Source organism: Paenibacillus sp. HGH0039 (assembly GCF_000411255.1).
Lineage (GTDB): Bacteria > Bacillota > Bacilli > Paenibacillales > NBRC-103111 > Paenibacillus_F.
In genome coordinates this window covers 465489-481967 of the sequence record NZ_KE150413.1, presented here as the reverse complement: position 1 = coordinate 481967, position 16479 = coordinate 465489, and the positions used below count along the sequence as shown (strand labels likewise).

The following is a 16479-nucleotide window of genomic DNA, read 5'->3' as shown; positions in this document are numbered from 1 at the left end:
CAAAATGTTACATTTTGTATCAATACAGACACATTTATTAGCTTTTAGCAACCTCAAGGTTTCCTGTACATGTCGTTATCAATCCGTATTGGGATAAATCATGCAAAAATACGTTCACATCATTTAGTCCTTGATCCGTTGTAAGTTCATATTCTTTAGTTAACTCCATTACAAGTTCCTCTAAGGTCTTGGGAGCATCGAGCAGGGACCAAATATACCCGCCAACTTCATTTAGTTTTGTTATACTTTGATGAAGAGTATGAACAACCAAGAAGTCGCCTTCCGTTTCCCAAATCTCTGTGTCTGCATGCCGATGATACCTTTTTTCCATTAGAAGTTCTCCCGCTTATTTTGATGTGAGAAATATTCTTTTGATCGTACTCCTCAATATACGCCAGCGGTATCGGTAAATTTGATAAACACCGGCCTTACTTGATGCTTTTGTATGAACATTTTTAGAAGCGCTAGGAATAATCATCTTTTTTAGAAGTAGCCCTATGTAGCTCCAATGATCAATCGATTTCAATCTAAAAAAAAAGGTTTTGAAATAATAACGAATTCTTTTGTTCTCCGTGGCTGCTGCTCTCATTTCCCTGTATTCCCAACCCGCCGAACCTTTACGTATAAACCTCTCATCCATACAGCAATTCTTAAAAAGAGATTTAGTTTCCGTACAAGCTAAGATAATTCTGTTCCGGGTATGTTCTGCCTCCATACGCCGGTAGATGACATCCCAATCGAAAATTTGTGGTTTTATCTGTGTTAGATGAAGAATATCAAGTGAATATCTGGGAGAAATCATGTAATGCTGAGCTCCATGCAGGCAAATCATGTAGAAAACGTCTTCCGGCGACAGCTGCCTCACATATGAAAAATCAGATAATGGCGAGCTCCTCAGCCAAAATGATTTATGATCGATTTTGTAGAGTTCATTTCTTGCCAAAGCCCAGTGGACTTCGACATCTATCTGGATACGTTGAGCATTTGTTTTTTGTAAGACGATATGATGATCCGACCCATATGTTTCCTGGATGCCATACCCTGCACTCTCTACAATTTCGATCGCTTTGTTTAAATGATCCGGTTCTACTAAAAGATCAATATCGGTGGTTCCTCGGGCGCCTATATGCCCAAAATAGGTTTCCGCAAAATGAACTCCTTTCAAGAGCATCACGGAAAGTTCCGCTTCCTCAAACAACCGGAGCAGCCGGTCCGTCTCTGTCTTGAGAAGCAAGTTCTGGAACAGGGTCGCTTCCGCCTTGCGCTTCAGACGGTCCTGGAGAAAGAGGGGGAGCTCACCGAGTCTCCCTTTCTCTTTCAGCATGTGGTACACCTGAGCCGTGATGGAGAATAAGTCCAAGTCTTCGGCGATCTGCCCGTATTCTTCCTCAGTGAAGGAGAATGCACCGTGAACCACATACAGGTCGTTCATAAATCGGATGAGCGGCTGTGTCATTTACATGTCGGACTGCCTGTGTGACCGCCGTTATCGCACGGATGCGGCTTGGACGGCTTGGTCTCGAAAACGATCTGCTGATGTTTTAAAACAGTAGGTGCGATATACGCCTTCTTCACTAGCTTCACTCCTTGCGGATAATTATTTATGAAAGGGACTCTGCTACAACGAGTATCCGTTTCACACCAAACCGATACAATTCGTATCTACAACATTAACTTTATGATACGATATGTATCTTGTCAAGCGAAAAATGACCAATTCCTACCCTTTAACTCGAATATTGAAAGGCCAGGGCCACAGGGCCCGCGATAGCGACATTTTATGAGCCGGAACAGCCGGCACAATGACTTCGTCACGCGCGACATATTCCGCGTTAGCCCGGTAGGCCGCGACCTGTTCCGGCCCCACCTTCCGGGCTGCGAGCGCGTACGCGTCCGCGAGGTGCCATTTCCTGACGACGACGTCGTGTGCGTCGGAGGCCAGGAAATGGACCGCATTAGCGCGGCACAGGCTCAGCGCGAATGCCTGCATCCGGCGGCCGTACTCCCCGGTGAGGGCTCCCGCCGTCACCTGGAGCAGCAGGCCGCCGTCCATCCACTCGCGCAGCAGCTCCGGCCGGCGCTGAATCTCGCCGCTCCGCTCGGGGTGCGCGAGAATCGGGACGATTCCGCGCACTCCCAGCTCGTGGAGCAGCTCGGCGAAGCCGCCCGGCACGCGGCCGCCGGGGAGCTCCAGAAGCAGATAGCGGGAACCGCCGAGGGTGCAGAGCCTGCCGTCCAGCAGATCATCGAGAAGCCGGTCGTAGACGCGGATCTCGTGTCCGGGCAGGACGGTCAGGGCGATGCCCCGGCGGTCCAGCGCCTGCTGCAGGAGCTCCACGGCCTCCCGCACGGCCGGGGCTTCGTTGTCGTAGGCGCCGCCGTGATGAGGCGTTGCCACGACACGGCTGATGCCCGACGCCGCGGCGTGCTCCGCCATCGTCAGCGCGGCCTCCAGATCCGGAGCGCCGTCGTCCAGCCCCGGAAGGATGTGGCAGTGCAGATCCGTGTACATATGGCCGCCTCCTTCATCCGGATTCCGGTCTGGACCGGTTAAGTTTTGCGTGATTTTCATGAAATTTTCATGAAAGTCTGCCTTCATTTTTTCATGAGTGGGCAGAAGTAACCCGGGCTTGGGACGATAGGATGATAGTTAGCGTATGCTTTCCATCTCAAATTATGATACAATCCCAAACATTACATAAGTGGGTAACCACCGAATATAATGTATAAAGTTCTTTAAATTAAGGTAAAAACGGGGTAAAAAAAGGGTTTATTACGGCCTGTGGAGAAACATTTTATCGACAAATAGTTGCATTTTGTATCAAAAAATTTATAATTTCAGTATATCGACCTTTCAATGTAATCTCTGACGGGTAACCGATTGAGCCCAATTCAAGCGAGCGGTTGTTAGGTGATACCGGTTTAAACGATTGGCCGACGTGGTTATACTGGTTATTACTTTCTAGTGGAATGAGAGGAATTCTAAGATGAATAAACATGGGGATCGCATTGCTCAACTGCGAGAAAAGCATGCTTTGACTCAAGAAGAGCTGGCCAACAAACTCGGCATATCACGCGCAGCATTATCGCATTACGAGACGAGCCGGCGCGAGCCGGATTTCGAAACGATGAACAAAATCGCGACCTTTTTCAAAGTGTCCGCCGACTATCTGCTCGGAAGAACGACCAACCCGCATGCGGTGCTCGACGAAGATGTAAGAGACTTCGTGAACAGCCTGGAGCTTTCCGACGATAAGATTCTGGAAAAATTCGCGCTGTCCATTGACGGCCGCAAGTTGACTGCCGAAGAAGCCAAGCGTTTTATCGCTTTCGTGAGGGCGGAACGTTCGATGTCGGAGTAGGCGGATCGGTTCCGTCTCCCGGACCTCTCGTCTGAAACGAGCTTAGTATAGCCGGGTTCAAGTTCAGCTGGTCCACTAGTTTATGCAGATCGATAACAATTTCATCCGTCATTTTTATGGCACCCTCACCGGTTCCGAAATGGTAATCATACCGAAGCGTTTTGCTCATGAATTTAATTTATGATACATCTTGTATCTGTGTCAAGCACATTTTGTATCCTTTTCAAACCTTTCGACTCCTCCATCCCGGGTGTCGATTCTTTGTTTAGCCGGGATCTTTTATGTAACCGCATACATTACCGGATTATCTGCTGTCGCAGGTCTTTCCGACTCTTTTCAGAGCCTCCGGAGTAATGAAAAGTAAACGCTCAACCGCTGTTTCTTTTATCGATGCCGATGTATTTAAAGGTTACGGAAGGAGCCGAATGGTTAAACAAGTCGCGAAGGACGGAAATATTCTTCGTACGCTGATAGTAATGGTACCCGAATGTCTTCCGCAGCGTATGCGTGCCGATGTCCTGCAATCCCACCCGTTTGGCGGCTTCGTTTAATATCCGGTAGACGCGGATGCGCTTGATTGGTTTGCCCGTTTTTTGCGAAGGAAACATATAGTCCTCGTCGTCCATATACTGCACATACTCGCCGATGTAGGACTTCAAGGCGTCATCGATCCAGAACGATTTGCTCTTGCCGGTTTTCTCCTCGGTGATGCTGATTTCATTGCGGTCTTTCACGTCTTTTACTCGGAGTCTCAAGATATCGTTGAGATGCAGACCCGAATTAATGCCGATCGTAAAAAGAAGCCAGTCCCGCATGGAATGATTCTTCAGGACGTCCTGAAGTTCTGTAATTTTTTCGGGGTCACGAATAGGTTGGGCCACTTGCATGTAAGAAATCCCTCCATTAAATTAGTTAACCCATGGTATGATACATTTTGTATCAAGGGCATTATAGCACACCACATTTCGTATGCCTAGTCCCTTTGGCGATCTTTTATCATTACTTAATCCTCATGTCCGCCTGTGGGAATGAATCTTTGTATCTAGGTCTAAAGACTATATTTTGGTACGAATTGTATCATAATATCTAAAATAAATCTTCTTTTATTTTTTTGACGGCCTCGGAATCGGGAATCCAGTAGTACAAATTAGAGCCGACAAGCGGGTCTTCATCACGTCCGCTGTGCCCCGGAAGCTGAGTGTAACGGAAGTTGTCCTGGCCGACCCCTTTGAAAAGCCAGGCGAGGCTGATCAGATCGGAATCCGAGAAATTCGTATCGAGAATGTCCTTGCGCAAGGAAGGCAGGAGCGTCGCCAGCTGCGGGATTTTATCCGGCTTTAACAGTTCGATGGCAATGGAACGAAGAACTTTGGACTGCTCTTCCTGCCGCCCGAATTCTCCTCCTTCCGCTCCGTAGCGTTCCCGTACGACTTTCAGGGCCGTGTCTCCGTCGAAATGCTGCTGCCCTTTCGGAATCGTCGTTTTCTGCCATTTCAGATGCAGGTCTTTCTCCAGCGTAAGGTCTACGCCTCCGACTTTGTCGACAATACGCTTGAATCCTTCGAAATTCGTTTTGGCATAATAGTTGATCGGCACGCCGAGAAAATCGCTGACCGTCTGCGTGGCCGTAAGCGTTCCCTGCTGGTTGCCTCCCTTCGACTCTCCCACGATGTGCGCATGATTCAGCTTCGTCAAACCGACTCCCTTAACGGGCACGCGCGTATCCCGGGGCAGGGACAAGATATTGACCTTGCGCTCGGTCGGTACGACATGAACCGCCATCATGACGTCGCTGCGGGAAGGCTCCCCGCTTCGTGAATCGACACCGAGAATCAGGATGTTAAACGACTTCATGTCCGGTTTGGGCGGTTCCTGAACCGGTTCGGGTGTTGCCCCTTCGGCAGTTTGCGGCTGTGCCAGTACGGGGATATCCTGATTCTCGAAATGCCTGGACGGGTCCAGGCTCCAGTAAGCCCAGCCGCTGGCCGAAACCCCGATTACGAGAACACTGAGCGCAGCGATTTTCCATTTGGTTTTTTTCTTCAAGAAAGGTCCTCCCTCACTCTCGTCATACGATACAAATTGTATCATCAAACCTTTTGGAAAACAACTGCCTGAGGTTCGGATATTTCCTGAAATTTGGGACTTAAGGTTCAAGGGAAACCTGTCCCCTGCTTCCCGCTTCCTCTCTGCTTGTTCGCCTGCCCGGCGTCCGGTCTTTTCCCCCTTCCTCGCCGATACACAAAAAGCCCGCATCCTTCTCCGGAAAGGACGCAGACTTTTGCTTCCGCCAAGCGGTCTCGCGCTTAGCCTTTAATAGAGCCGGCAAGCAGGCCGCGGACAAAATATTTGCCGAGGAAAATATAGACGAGCAAAGTCGGAAGGGCCGCCAAAATGGCTCCGGCCATCTGCACGTTCCACTGCACGATCTGGCTTCCCGACAAATTTTGCAGAGCGACCATGACGGGCTGCTGCTTCTGGGAAGTCAGTGTCACCGCGAACAGGAACTCGTTCCAGATGTTCGTGAACTGCCAGATGCCGACGACTACGAAGCCGGTAATGGACAGCGGCATAATAATATAGCGGTATACCCCGAAGAAGCCGGTGCCGTCGATCTTCGCCGCTTCCATGATTTCACCCGGCACGCCCGCGTAGAAATTGCGGAAGATCAGGGTGCAGATAGGCAGACCGTACACGACATGGACAAGGATAAGGCCGGGAATCGAATTGTACAGGTGAATCGTCTGCAGGAACTGAATGAGCGGAATGAGAATGCTCTGGTACGGGATAAACATGCCGAACAGCATCAGGGCAAACAGGGTGTTCGATCCGCGGAACTGCCACTTGGACAGCACGTAGCCGTTAAGCGATCCGAGCAGAGCGGACAGCAGTGTCGCCGGTACGGCAAGATACAGGCTGTTCAGGAAATTCGGCGCAAGCTTGTCGAAAGCGGTCTTATAACCCGAGAAATCCGGATGAGACGGCAGCCTCCACATCTGATCGAGCGTAATCTCGTTCAAGCCTTTGAAGCTGGTCACCCCGAGCACGTAGATCGGCACCAGGTAAAGGCAGGCCATGACGGCGAGCAGCATATAGAGCAGCGAACGGTTGATCTGCGCGAGACGCATCAGCCTTCCTCCTTTTTCAGACTCGAGAAGAGATACGGAACGATCAGCAGCGATACGAACAGGAGCATGATAATGGCGATGGCAGCCCCCTGCGCGTAATGATTGCCGCGGAAGGTCGTCTCAAACATGTAGACACCCGGCACGTCAGTCAGGAACATCGCCCCAGGGCCGGTCATCGCGAAGATGAGATCGAAGATTTTGAGTGAAATGTGCCCGAGAATGATCACGACGCTCACCGTAACGGGCCGCAGCTGCGGCAAAATGATTCTCGTGAACACCTGCCGCTCCGCAGCCCCGTCCATCCGCGCCGCTTCCCGCAGCTCGTCCGGAATCGCGCGCAGCCCGGCGAGATACATCGCCATCGTAAAGCCGGACATCTGCCATACCGCGGCAATGACAACGGCAATCAGGGCCAGCGGCAGGCCGAAGTCGATCAGTCCCCAGGCGATGCTCGGCACGATTTCCGTGCTTGTGTACCACTTCGGTGGGTCCGTCACTCCGAAAGACTTCAGGATGAGGTTCACCCCCGTCGACGGATTGAGAATCCACTGCCAAACGACTCCGGTTACCACAAACGAGAGCGCCATCGGGAAAATAAATATGTTGCGGAACAGTGCCTCCGCTTTAATTTTCGCGTCCACCATCATCGCCAGGAAAATCCCGATCGCCATCGTGGCCGCGATAAACAGGACGGTAAACATCAGCGTGTTGCGGAGATCCGACTGAAAACGGAAATCGCCGAACAGAAATTTGAAGTTGCTTAAACCCGCGAAGGATAAATCCTTCACCAGTGTATTCCAATTGGACAAAGATACGTATCCCGTCCAGGCGATAAAGCCGTAGACGAACACCAGGATAGCGGCAAAAGACGGCAGCACCATAAGAAACGGCACCCACCTGCCGCCTTTCCGCTTGCGCCGGGGCTTCACACCCCGCTCTGTCTCTGCGGGCACACGCACCGCCGATTCCGTTTGCACAGCCTCCAGCCTCCTTCCGGAAAAAGAAGGTCAGATGGTCGCCCACCTGACCGTTTTCGTTATTTTTTCATGCCGCTCGCGGCTGCGGCCTGCTGCAGCATCTTGGCCGTTTGTTCCACATCGCCTTTCGTGACGAAGATGGTCATCGCCTGGTTGGCTTGAGTCACGAAGCCTTCCGGAGCCGCTGAGCCGTGCGCCATGCTCGGCGTGAGCTTGCTCTTCTTGAACTCTTCGATCGTCTGCTTGCCGTAGGCGTCATACTTGCCCGTATCGGCATCGGTGCGCGCCGGGATCGAGCCCTTCAGCGGATTGAAGACGTCCTGTCCTTCGACGGAGCCCAGCACCTTCAGGAATTCCTTCACGGCTTCCGGATCTTTCACGCCCTTCGGCAAACCGAAGGTATCCGTAATGACCATGAAGCTGTTCTCGGTGTTCGGCGTCGCCGCCCAGCCGAAATCTTCATTGGCCTTCAGCTTCAGATCGGTGGTGAAGTAGCCCTTCGCCCAGTCGCCCATGATATTCATGGCGGCTTCGCCCTTCGCCACGAGCTGGGCCGCATCCTGCCAGTTGCGGGCGGCGTGGTCTTTGTTCGTGTAAGTAAGCATCTTCTTGAACGTTTCCAGCGACTGCTTCACTTTGGCGTCCTCGAAGGAAATCTCACCCGTCCACAGCTTCTTGTAGTCGTCCGGACCGAGCGTGCCGAGCAGCACGTTTTCGAAAATCATCGTGGCTGTCCAAGGCTCTTTATCGCCCAACGCCAACGGAGTGATGCCTTTCGCTTTCAGCGCGTCGGCCGCCTGGAAAAACTCATCGAACGTCTTCGGCGCCTTCAGGCCGTTTTCGTCGAATATTTTTTTATTGTAAAAGAGGACGTTGCCGCGATGGATGTTCACCGGAACCGAATAAATGCTGCCGTCCTTGCTCACAAGATCGATCAGATCTTTCGGGAATTTATCCTTCCAGCCTTCCTTGTCGTACAGATTGTTCAGCGCTTCCATCTTACCGGCCGCCACCCAGCCCGTATTCAGCTCGGCGCCTCCGTGCACCTGGAACGTACCGGGAGGATCGCCGCCCTGCATCCGGCTGGCAAGCACCGCTTTGGCATTCGTGCCTGCGCCGCCCGCTACGGCCGCGTTGACCAGCTCAATGTCCTTGTTCTTCGTTTTAAAAAGATCAATGAGCCCTTTAAGGCCCGCTTCTTCGCCGGCACCTGTCCACCAGCTGAAAATTTCCACTTTCTTGGCGCCGGCTGCCGCTGCCGACGGGGCCGGTGAAGACGCTCCGGGCGTTGTCTGCGCTCCGTTCCCCCCGCTTTCTCCGGACCCGCAGCCTGCGAGCAGTGTCGTACCTATCGTCATGACGGAGAGTACGGTGACCATCTTGCGTTTCATAGGATCGATCCCCTTTTTCCTTATATTTATGAGCCGCATCATCGTTGTATCCGCTTACATAGATATCGTAGCATGGGCTGACGGCCACCGGCGGGGGAATCATCTGCACAAGTTTGTGCGGGTTCTGGAATGATTTGCGGTTTGTGATAGCACTCTCTGTCTGTTTTCAAAAAACAGCATTATTTTGCGCTGCCATGTCCTCATCTCCACAAAAAAATCCATCCCGCTATCAAACGGAATGGATTTCGCCGATCGGCTTCCGCCTTCCCGGTCTGTGAACAAGCGTCTAGGTCTATATTTGGCAAACGTGACGCCGCGGCGAATGATTCTTTCTCTCATGGAAGCATGCGTACCGAGCGGCACACGCCGCAGCTGCCGTCCTTCACGGCCTGACTTTCCGCCGCATATCGAGGAAGGAACCGAAAGGCGCGGATCGGCCCGCTTCCTTCATTTTTCCCGGTCTAGTCGTCCACTTTGGCTCCATATGCGCGCAGGAAAGCCGCTCCCTGATGGGCGTCCATGCGGGCCCCTTTTATATCGAGCGACATAAAATCGACCCCGTCCATTAGAGCTCCGCGCAGGTCCGCCCCCTGCATCCGGGATTTTCCCATTCTCGCCCTTGTAAGATCGGCGTCCCTCAAATCGGCCTTTTCCAGGTTGCAGGAATATAAATCGGCTTCGACCAGCCGGATTCCCCTCATGGCCTGCTTCGATAAATTCGCAAAACGCAAATTCGTGTAAGACCAATCTCCCCCGGCAATCGTAATTCCGTCCAGAGAAGCCTCGTTAAAATCGGAGCCGATCATCTTACACTCCTCAAATTTGGCAACAAAAAATTTGGCTCCCCGGAACCGGCAGTTGGTAAAAGCGCTCCTCTTATGCGAGGAGGCGTTGAACTGCGCTCCAGAGAAGTCACAGTCGATAAATTGACAGCTTTCGGTCCAGGCTTCTTCCAGACGGGTGCCGATAAAGCGGCATCTTTCGAACGTGCAGTTCCGCAGCTCTCCCTCTCCCAAATCGCGCCCGCTGAAATCCGTACCTGTGTAAGTTTCTTCTATATAAGAATACATAAGTCCTCTTCCATTCTATGAGTGTATACTTGTCAAAAAATCCTGCTTTAGCACGCAAGTTGTGCAGGTTGTGCAGGTTGTGCAGGTTGCGCAGCTTGCTCGGTTTGCTGCCGGACCGCCGATGTATTCCTTCGCACGCCGCGGGCTCCCGGCTCGGCGAGGCATCGCATGACGGTCGTCAGCCGCAGAAAACGCCATGGAGCTAACGCCCCCGGTATCCGGTCGGGGATATCCCGGTTACTTTGCGGAATACCCGGCTGAAGTAGTTGGGGTCCTTGTAGCCGACCTCGAAGCAGACTTCCTTCAGACTCAGTTCGTCGTTCTTCATGAGCTCTTTGGCCCTATCGATGCGCAGGCGGGTGACATAATCGATGAACGACTCCCCCATATGCCGCTTGAACATTTTGCTGAAATAATGGAGGCTCAAATGCACCCGCTCCGCCGCCTGCTCCAGCGTAATCTCTTCGACGAAGTGTGCGTCGATCCAATCCTTGGCCTCCTTCAGCACGGAGGTCGTGCGCTCTTCTCGCTCGCTCAGCAGCCTCTGCGCGGCAAGCTCCAGCTCGCTCGGAACGCCGTGACCCGCCGCCGCGTTTCCGGCCGGAATAGGCGGGCCGTCTCCTGCAGGCTCGCCGTCATAAACGCGGACAAACGCAGATTCGTCCGCGTTTATAGCAGCGGCGCAGGCTTCGGCGTAGGACCGGCGCAGCCCGGTCAGGCCGTGATGCGCTCTGCCGGCGCCGACGGTCGCCCGCCGGCCAAGCCGGCCGCTCACGTAGCCGTGCAGCTTGCTTGCGGCTGCGGCAGGCTCGGCGGCCTCCGCCGACGCGGCAGGCGGGACGGGCTGGCCGTGACACGCCTTCGCCGCGGACCCGGCAGCCCCGCAGGCTGCGGTTGCAGCTGCGGCTTCACCGCAGGCCCGCGCGCCTTCTTCTGCCGAAGCACTCTTCGGCTCGCTATGCGAAGACCGGCCGGCGCCGCCGCTCTCTTCCGTCTCACCGGGCCGGATCACAAAAACAGCCAGGTGACGGCCCATAAGCGGGCTGACCACGCACGTGTAACGTGAGCGGCACCAGCTTTTGACCGCGTCGTACATATGCTTCCGGGAAGCGGTGTCCCCGTTCTCTCCGCCGCCTCCCCAGAGTCCCGGTCCGCCGCTTACGCGATGCGGCTCCTCTTCCTCGAATGAAAGAACCAGCGCGTAACCCGAAGGATCGGGGGGCAGGGCCAGCAGCTCCAGCAGATCGCTCTCTCCGGTTTCCGAAGTCCGCTCACGCATCAGATGCATAGCCAGTTCGCTCTCCGCCAAAGGTTCCAGACGGGCCAGTTTTTCCGTTGTCTTCAGTTCTTCTTCCCGGCGGACATGCTCTTCTTTTAATTCTTGCACAAGTGAAGTCAGGAGTCCAATCATCTGCTCCCGCTTCGCGGGTTTCAACATATAATCCCGGACTCCGATCTCCAAGGCCTGCTTGGCATACGAGAAATAATCATAAGCCGTGACGAGCACAAGCTTCATCCGGGGATGTATGTCTTTTATGCGGCGCAGCGCTTCCAGCCCTTCGATTCCCGGCATTTTAATATCCATCAGCACGATATCCGGCCGGTGCTGCTCGGCTCGCTGAATGGCCGTCCGCCCGTTTGCGGCATGTATCACCTCGAATACGCCGGGCATGGAGCGCGATATCATCCACTCCAGCCCTTCTCTTTCCAGCGCTTCGTCATCCGCGATCAGCAAGCGGTACACAGGCATTCCCCCTTGTCCCGGCACGCTGTCCGGTCACTTCCGGAAGGGTAAGCACCACGGTCGTGCCTTTTCCGGGAACACTCTCAATTTCAATTAATCCGTCCGTTCCGTAAAAAAGCTGCAAACGCCGGAATACATTTTGCGTCCCGAGGCCCGTGGACGGTTTCCTGCCCGTGCGGCTGCGTTCATACCCGGCGGCTGCCTCCGCCAGCGGCGAACCCTCCCCTCCTCCGGGTGAGAAGTTCCCTTCACGCGCAGCAAACCCCGCCCCGTCAGCGGACTCCGATCCGTAACGAAGCAAATGAAGCCGGGTTTGCTCATCCATCCCCGCTCCGTTGTCCGCCACGGTGACGCGGATGTTCTCTCCGGCCTTCTTGATGCCGAGCCGGATGAAAGCTCCCTCCTCCATGCTTTCGATCCCGTGCATGAAGGCATTTTCCAGCAGCGGCTGAAGCGTCAGGCACGGAATCTGCTGTTCCAGGGCCCGCTCGTCGATGTCCGTCTCGAACGAGATCCGGTCCCGGAAACGGGACTGCTGGATCGCGAAATACTCCCGCGCGTGATCGACTTCCTCGCGAAGGCTGACCGGCTGATCCAGCTTGCGGAGATTATAGCGGAGCAGATTGGACACCGACACTGTCAGGTCGCTTGTTTTCTCGGCTCCTTCCAGAAGGGCCAGCTTGGACAACACGTTCAGCGTATTGAACAGGAAGTGGGGATTGATCTGGCTTTGCAGCGCTTTTATCTCCAGCTCTTTGACAAGTCTGTCCTTCTCCATATTGGCCTGATTCTTCGCGATGAGTTCCTTCAAATTGACCTGCATATGCCCGAAAGCGAGCGTCAGGATGCCGATCTCGTCTTCGTTCTGCACGGGCGGCGGGGCCGCGTCCAGATTGCCTTTGGACATCTGCCTGGCGGCGTGCACCAGACGCCCGATCGGCTTTGTAATGCTCTGGGACAGCCAGATGGCGAAAACCAGACTGAGCAGCATGTTCACCGCAACAAGCGTCTGGCCGAGCATGTTCATTTCGCCCGTTTTAAGCAGCATCTGCTTATAAAGCGGCTGGTAGAAGCTCAGCTCCAGATCCACCAGGTTCTGGTGTTCCGCTTTGATATAGCCCGCGGTTTTGTCCGCTTCCTCGTACCTCTGGAGATACCGCTGCATATCCTTGCTCTCAACCGCCGTAAGAACGGAATCCGCCGCCGTCAGATAGGTGCCGAGCATGTTCGCGTAATTTCTCCGCGCGAAGCTGTCCTCCTCGCTTCTGGCGTCCGCCTCCAGCTTGCCCTGGAGGCTGCGCAGCTCGTTCTGGAGCGCGACGAAAGCTCCGCGGCCTTCTCCGTTAAGGTCGATCAGATAACTGCTGAGGGACCGCAAGCTTTCTTCCGTTTTATGGGCGATTTCCTTGTACAGCAAAATCCGGTCCATCGTCAAATGGTAACTCTCCTGAACCGTCCGTCCGCTCTGATAAATAAAAAACGTAACCGAATTCATCAAAATGACAAGGGCCGGAATAAACAGGAACAGCTTCATGCGGATACTCACGGCGCCACCGCCACTCCCGCATTTTGCGGATTCAAGATATCTATTCGGGTAAAAGCAGCATCGGGCAGCGTTTCCCCCTGAAAATAGCGGTTCAGCATTTCGACCGACTGGAAGCCCATCGTATACGGCTTCTGGATCACCGACGCTTCAATTTCCTTGCGGGCCAGCGCTTCGCGCGTCTCCGTCAGGTCATCGAATCCGAAAATACGGACCTGCTCCTGTTTATTCAAGCTTTTGGACGCCTGCAAAATACCGAGCGCATCCAGCGCGCTCGTGCCGACCATCACATCGATGCCTTCCCTGCTGCGCAGCATGTGCTCCGCGGTCTGGGTCGCCTGGATGCGGGAGATGTTGGAGACGCCGACCTCCACGATTTTGAGATTTGGCTCGGCGTCCACAACCGACCGAAAACCTTCCAGCCGCTGCTGCTGGTTGCCGGCCTCATAGCTGCCGATCACCATGCCGATGGACGCGCTTCGGCCTTCATAAGCTTTTGCCACAAGCTCGCCCAACTGCCGTCCGGATTCCACATTGTCGGTGCCGACATAGCTCAGCCTGCGGCTGTCCGGGCTGTCCGTATCGACGGTCAGAACGGCGATTCCTTGTTCGACGGCCTTGTCGATCAGCTTGTTGTAAGCTTCGCTGCGGATTCCCTGGATGAGAATCCCGTCCGGCTTACCGGCGATCGCCTTGCCGAAAAGTTCCGTCTGCTCTTCAATATCGTTGCGGTAAGGACCGCTGTACTCCAGCTTGATGTTGTAATGCTCCGCGGCGTCCCTTGCGCCTTTCTCAATCGTCCGCCAGAAAGGGTTGTCCAGCTCCTGGGAGATCATGACCACATGTTTCGTCTTCCCGCCTGGAACCGGCGTATGGCCGCGGTCCTGTATGTCCCGGACAATCCCGTTGATCTGGGCGTTTGTATAAGCAAACCTGCCGAGCAGCAGCACGAACAGCGCAAACAGTACGGCGAGGCCGACGGTCCACTTGGACGGGGCCCATTTCTTCATGTTGCTCCTCCTCCGAAAAACCCGGTTTTAGCGATGCCATCGCCCCGCCTGCTTTAATTTGTATACGGTTACAATTTGATGGGTATGCCTATTATAGCAAATAAATTCTCCATTTGGTCGAGCGGGGTCGGGGACTTTTTTGTACCAAGGTCGGGCAGCAAACCTAGACCTGAGTCGGTGTGACCGGACACGAACGGTCTATATAATGAGAAACCGAGAGCACTGCACGAGTGATAACGGATTACGGATTTTTTGGAGGTAGAGAAAAAAAATGAACAATCAACCCGTATTGGAAATACGCGGCGTCAACAAGACGATACGCGGGAAAAAGATTATCCAGGACCTGTCTTTCGAAGTGTATCCCGGCGAAGTCTTCGGATTTCTGGGACCGAACGGGGCCGGTAAAACGACGCTGATCCGCATGATCGTCGGTCTGATGAAAATGAACAAAGGCGACATCGTGATCCACGGACAGTCGATCCAGAACCGCTTCGAAGACGCCATCAAGCACGTGGGCGCCATTGTGGAGAATCCCGAGATGTACAAATTCCTCTCGGGGCAGAACAACCTCGTGCATTACGCCCGCATGTTTCCGGGCGGCATCCCGCAGTCGAGAATCGACGAAGTCGTCGAGCTGGTCGGGCTGAAAAACCGCATCAAAGAGAAGGTCAAAACCTACTCGCTCGGCATGCGCCAGCGGCTCGGCGTCGCTCAGGCCCTGCTGCACCGGCCGTCCCTGCTCATTCTCGACGAGCCGACGAACGGTCTCGACCCGGCAGGCATCCGGGAGCTGCGCGACTACCTTCGCCGGCTGGCCCGCGAAGAAGGCATCGCCATCGTCGTCTCCAGTCACCTGCTGTCGGAGATGGAGCTGATGTGCGACCGTGTCGCCATCATCCAGCAGGGCAAGCTCGTCGACGTGCAGGATCTGCGCGGAGAAGGGGCTGCGCCGAAGGAGACGTCCTACTTCTTCGAAGTTAACGATCCGGCGACGGCGCAGGCTGTGGTGCAGGAAATTGATCCGCACCTGCACGTGACTCCGCATCCGAACGGCATCGAGCTCACGATCGGACGCGAAAGAGCCGCCGACATCGGCGCTCTGCTCATCCAGGCGGGTCTTCGCCTGTACGCGATGAAGCCGCTCACGCAATCGCTCGAAGACAAATTCTTGCAGATAACGGGAAGTGATCAAATTGCTTAACCTCATTCGTAATGAAAATATGAAAATTTACCGCCGGCTGACAACTTGGATTATGGTCATTCTGCTTGTCGGACTGGTGGGGCTGATTTCGTTCCTGATCCACTACGACTCCAGAGGCATGAACAGCGCGGACTGGCGTCAGGCACAGACTCAGCGCATCGAGCAATTGGAGAAGACCAAAGCGGACTTCCCGGACAACGCGGCCGATCTGGATCAGCAGATCAAGCTGGCCCAGGAACATCTGAACCGGGATATATCACCGAATCAGGCTGCCGTATGGCAAGCCGTCGGCTCCATGTCCAGCCTGATCGCGGTCATTACCGTCTTCACCGTGGTCGTCTCCGCCGACGCCATGTCCGGCGAATTCTCGAGCGGAACGATCAAGCTGCTGCTGATCCGGCCCGTATCGAGATCGAAGATCGTGTTCGCCAAATACGCGGCAGGCTTCCAGTTCTCCATCTTCATGCTGCTCGTGTTATTCGCTTCGGCCCTTGTCATTAACCTGGTGCTTTACGGAGGCGCGGGAACAAGCCCGACCGTTCTGGAGCTGAACAGCATGGGAGCCATCGTCGAGAAAAACATCATCACCGACATGCTGAGCACCTACGGGTTCAAATGCGTGGAGCTGATCATGATCGTCACGCTCGCCTTCATGATCTCCACCTTGTTCCGCAGCAACTCGCTTGCGATCGGGATCTCGCTCTGCATCATGTTCCTGGGCAACACGGTCAGCATGATTCTGAGCCGGTACGACTGGAGCAAATACCTGTTGTTCTCCAACATGGATTTGACCCGCTACCTGCACGGCCAGCCTCTTGTTCCGGGCATGACGATGACCTTCTCGATCCTCGTGCTGGCCGCTTACTTTATCGTCTTTAACGTACTCACCTGGACGGTGTTCCGCCGCCGGGACGTCATGTAAGCTCCTATTCTTCCATGGAAAAAGCCCACGCAGCCTTCGCTGCCGGCCGCTGACGCGGACCCTGGCCTCCGCCACGGAGCCAAAAAAGCCGCACCCGTTTGTTAAGGGTGCGGCTTTTTCGTATGCCGGGC

Annotated in this window: 15 protein-coding genes; 3 read left to right on the top strand and 12 right to left on the bottom strand. The window is 54.4% G+C overall.

The window, feature by feature from the left end:
* Positions 1-37: 37 nt before the first annotated feature.
* From HMPREF1207_RS16475 to HMPREF1207_RS16465, 3 genes are all read right to left on the bottom strand, one after another.
* Positions 38-331, bottom strand: coding sequence for a PqqD family protein (locus HMPREF1207_RS16475; RefSeq protein WP_016423821.1), 294 nt, complete (start codon positions 329-331; stop codon positions 38-40).
* Positions 332-346: 15 nt separating this feature from the next.
* Entirely contained in the window at positions 347-1456 is a 1110-nt protein-coding gene (locus tag HMPREF1207_RS16470) for a nucleotidyltransferase domain-containing protein (protein WP_009672273.1), read from the bottom strand.
* Between the two features lie 264 nt (positions 1457-1720).
* Complete coding sequence (locus HMPREF1207_RS16465) at positions 1721-2599, bottom strand: tyrosine-protein phosphatase (protein ID WP_009672116.1); 879 nt, start codon at positions 2597-2599, stop codon at positions 1721-1723.
* Positions 2600-2987: 388 nt separating this feature from the next.
* Between HMPREF1207_RS16465 and HMPREF1207_RS16460 the strand changes: the two genes are divergently transcribed.
* On the top strand, positions 2988-3362 hold the full coding sequence (locus HMPREF1207_RS16460; protein WP_009672225.1) for a helix-turn-helix domain-containing protein: 375 nt from the start codon (positions 2988-2990) through the stop codon (positions 3360-3362).
* Between the two features lie 368 nt (positions 3363-3730).
* On the opposite strand, the gene HMPREF1207_RS16455 is transcribed toward HMPREF1207_RS16460, so the two are convergent.
* From HMPREF1207_RS16455 to HMPREF1207_RS16415, 9 genes are all read right to left on the bottom strand, one after another.
* Positions 3731-4249 (bottom strand): tyrosine-type recombinase/integrase, encoded by a 519-nt coding sequence (locus HMPREF1207_RS16455; protein WP_009672121.1) that lies wholly within the window; start codon positions 4247-4249, stop codon positions 3731-3733.
* Between the two features lie 199 nt (positions 4250-4448).
* Positions 4449-5408, bottom strand: coding sequence for an LCP family protein (locus HMPREF1207_RS16450; protein WP_009672241.1), 960 nt, complete (start codon positions 5406-5408; stop codon positions 4449-4451).
* 260 nt (positions 5409-5668) lie between these two features.
* Complete coding sequence (locus HMPREF1207_RS16445; protein WP_009672039.1) at positions 5669-6490, bottom strand: carbohydrate ABC transporter permease; 822 nt, start codon at positions 6488-6490, stop codon at positions 5669-5671.
* Positions 6490-7467, bottom strand: coding sequence for a carbohydrate ABC transporter permease (locus HMPREF1207_RS16440; RefSeq protein WP_009672219.1), 978 nt, complete (start codon positions 7465-7467; stop codon positions 6490-6492). Before HMPREF1207_RS16440 ends, HMPREF1207_RS16445 begins: the two co-directional genes overlap by 1 nt.
* A 59-nt stretch (positions 7468-7526) precedes the next feature.
* Positions 7527-8858 (bottom strand): ABC transporter substrate-binding protein, encoded by a 1332-nt coding sequence (locus HMPREF1207_RS16435; protein WP_009672193.1) that lies wholly within the window; start codon positions 8856-8858, stop codon positions 7527-7529.
* 461 nt (positions 8859-9319) lie between these two features.
* Positions 9320-9928, bottom strand: a complete 609-nt coding sequence (locus HMPREF1207_RS16430) for a pentapeptide repeat-containing protein (RefSeq protein WP_009672183.1) — start codon at positions 9926-9928, stop codon at positions 9320-9322.
* 202 nt (positions 9929-10130) lie between these two features.
* A complete protein-coding gene (locus HMPREF1207_RS16425; RefSeq protein ID WP_036740159.1) occupies positions 10131-11678 on the bottom strand; it encodes a response regulator in 1548 nt (515 codons plus the stop codon).
* A complete protein-coding gene (locus HMPREF1207_RS16420; RefSeq protein ID WP_009672024.1) occupies positions 11647-13218 on the bottom strand; it encodes a sensor histidine kinase in 1572 nt (523 codons plus the stop codon). The genes HMPREF1207_RS16425 and HMPREF1207_RS16420 overlap by 32 nt, the downstream gene beginning before the upstream one ends.
* Positions 13215-14225 carry a substrate-binding domain-containing protein gene (locus HMPREF1207_RS16415; RefSeq protein ID WP_009672095.1) on the bottom strand — a complete coding sequence of 337 codons (1011 nt, stop codon included), beginning with the start codon at positions 14223-14225 and terminating at the stop codon, positions 13215-13217. The genes HMPREF1207_RS16420 and HMPREF1207_RS16415 overlap by 4 nt, the downstream gene beginning before the upstream one ends.
* Positions 14226-14496: 271 nt before the next feature.
* On the opposite strand from HMPREF1207_RS16415, the gene HMPREF1207_RS16410 reads away from it, so the two are divergent.
* The gene (locus HMPREF1207_RS16410; RefSeq protein WP_009672176.1) at positions 14497-15426 is read left to right on the top strand and encodes an ABC transporter ATP-binding protein; all 930 of its coding nucleotides are present in this window, start codon (positions 14497-14499) and stop codon (positions 15424-15426) included.
* Positions 15419-16348 carry an ABC transporter permease subunit gene (locus tag HMPREF1207_RS16405; RefSeq protein WP_009672236.1) on the top strand — a complete coding sequence of 310 codons (930 nt, stop codon included), beginning with the start codon at positions 15419-15421 and terminating at the stop codon, positions 16346-16348. Before HMPREF1207_RS16410 ends, HMPREF1207_RS16405 begins: the two co-directional genes overlap by 8 nt.
* Positions 16349-16479 lie beyond the last annotated feature (131 nt).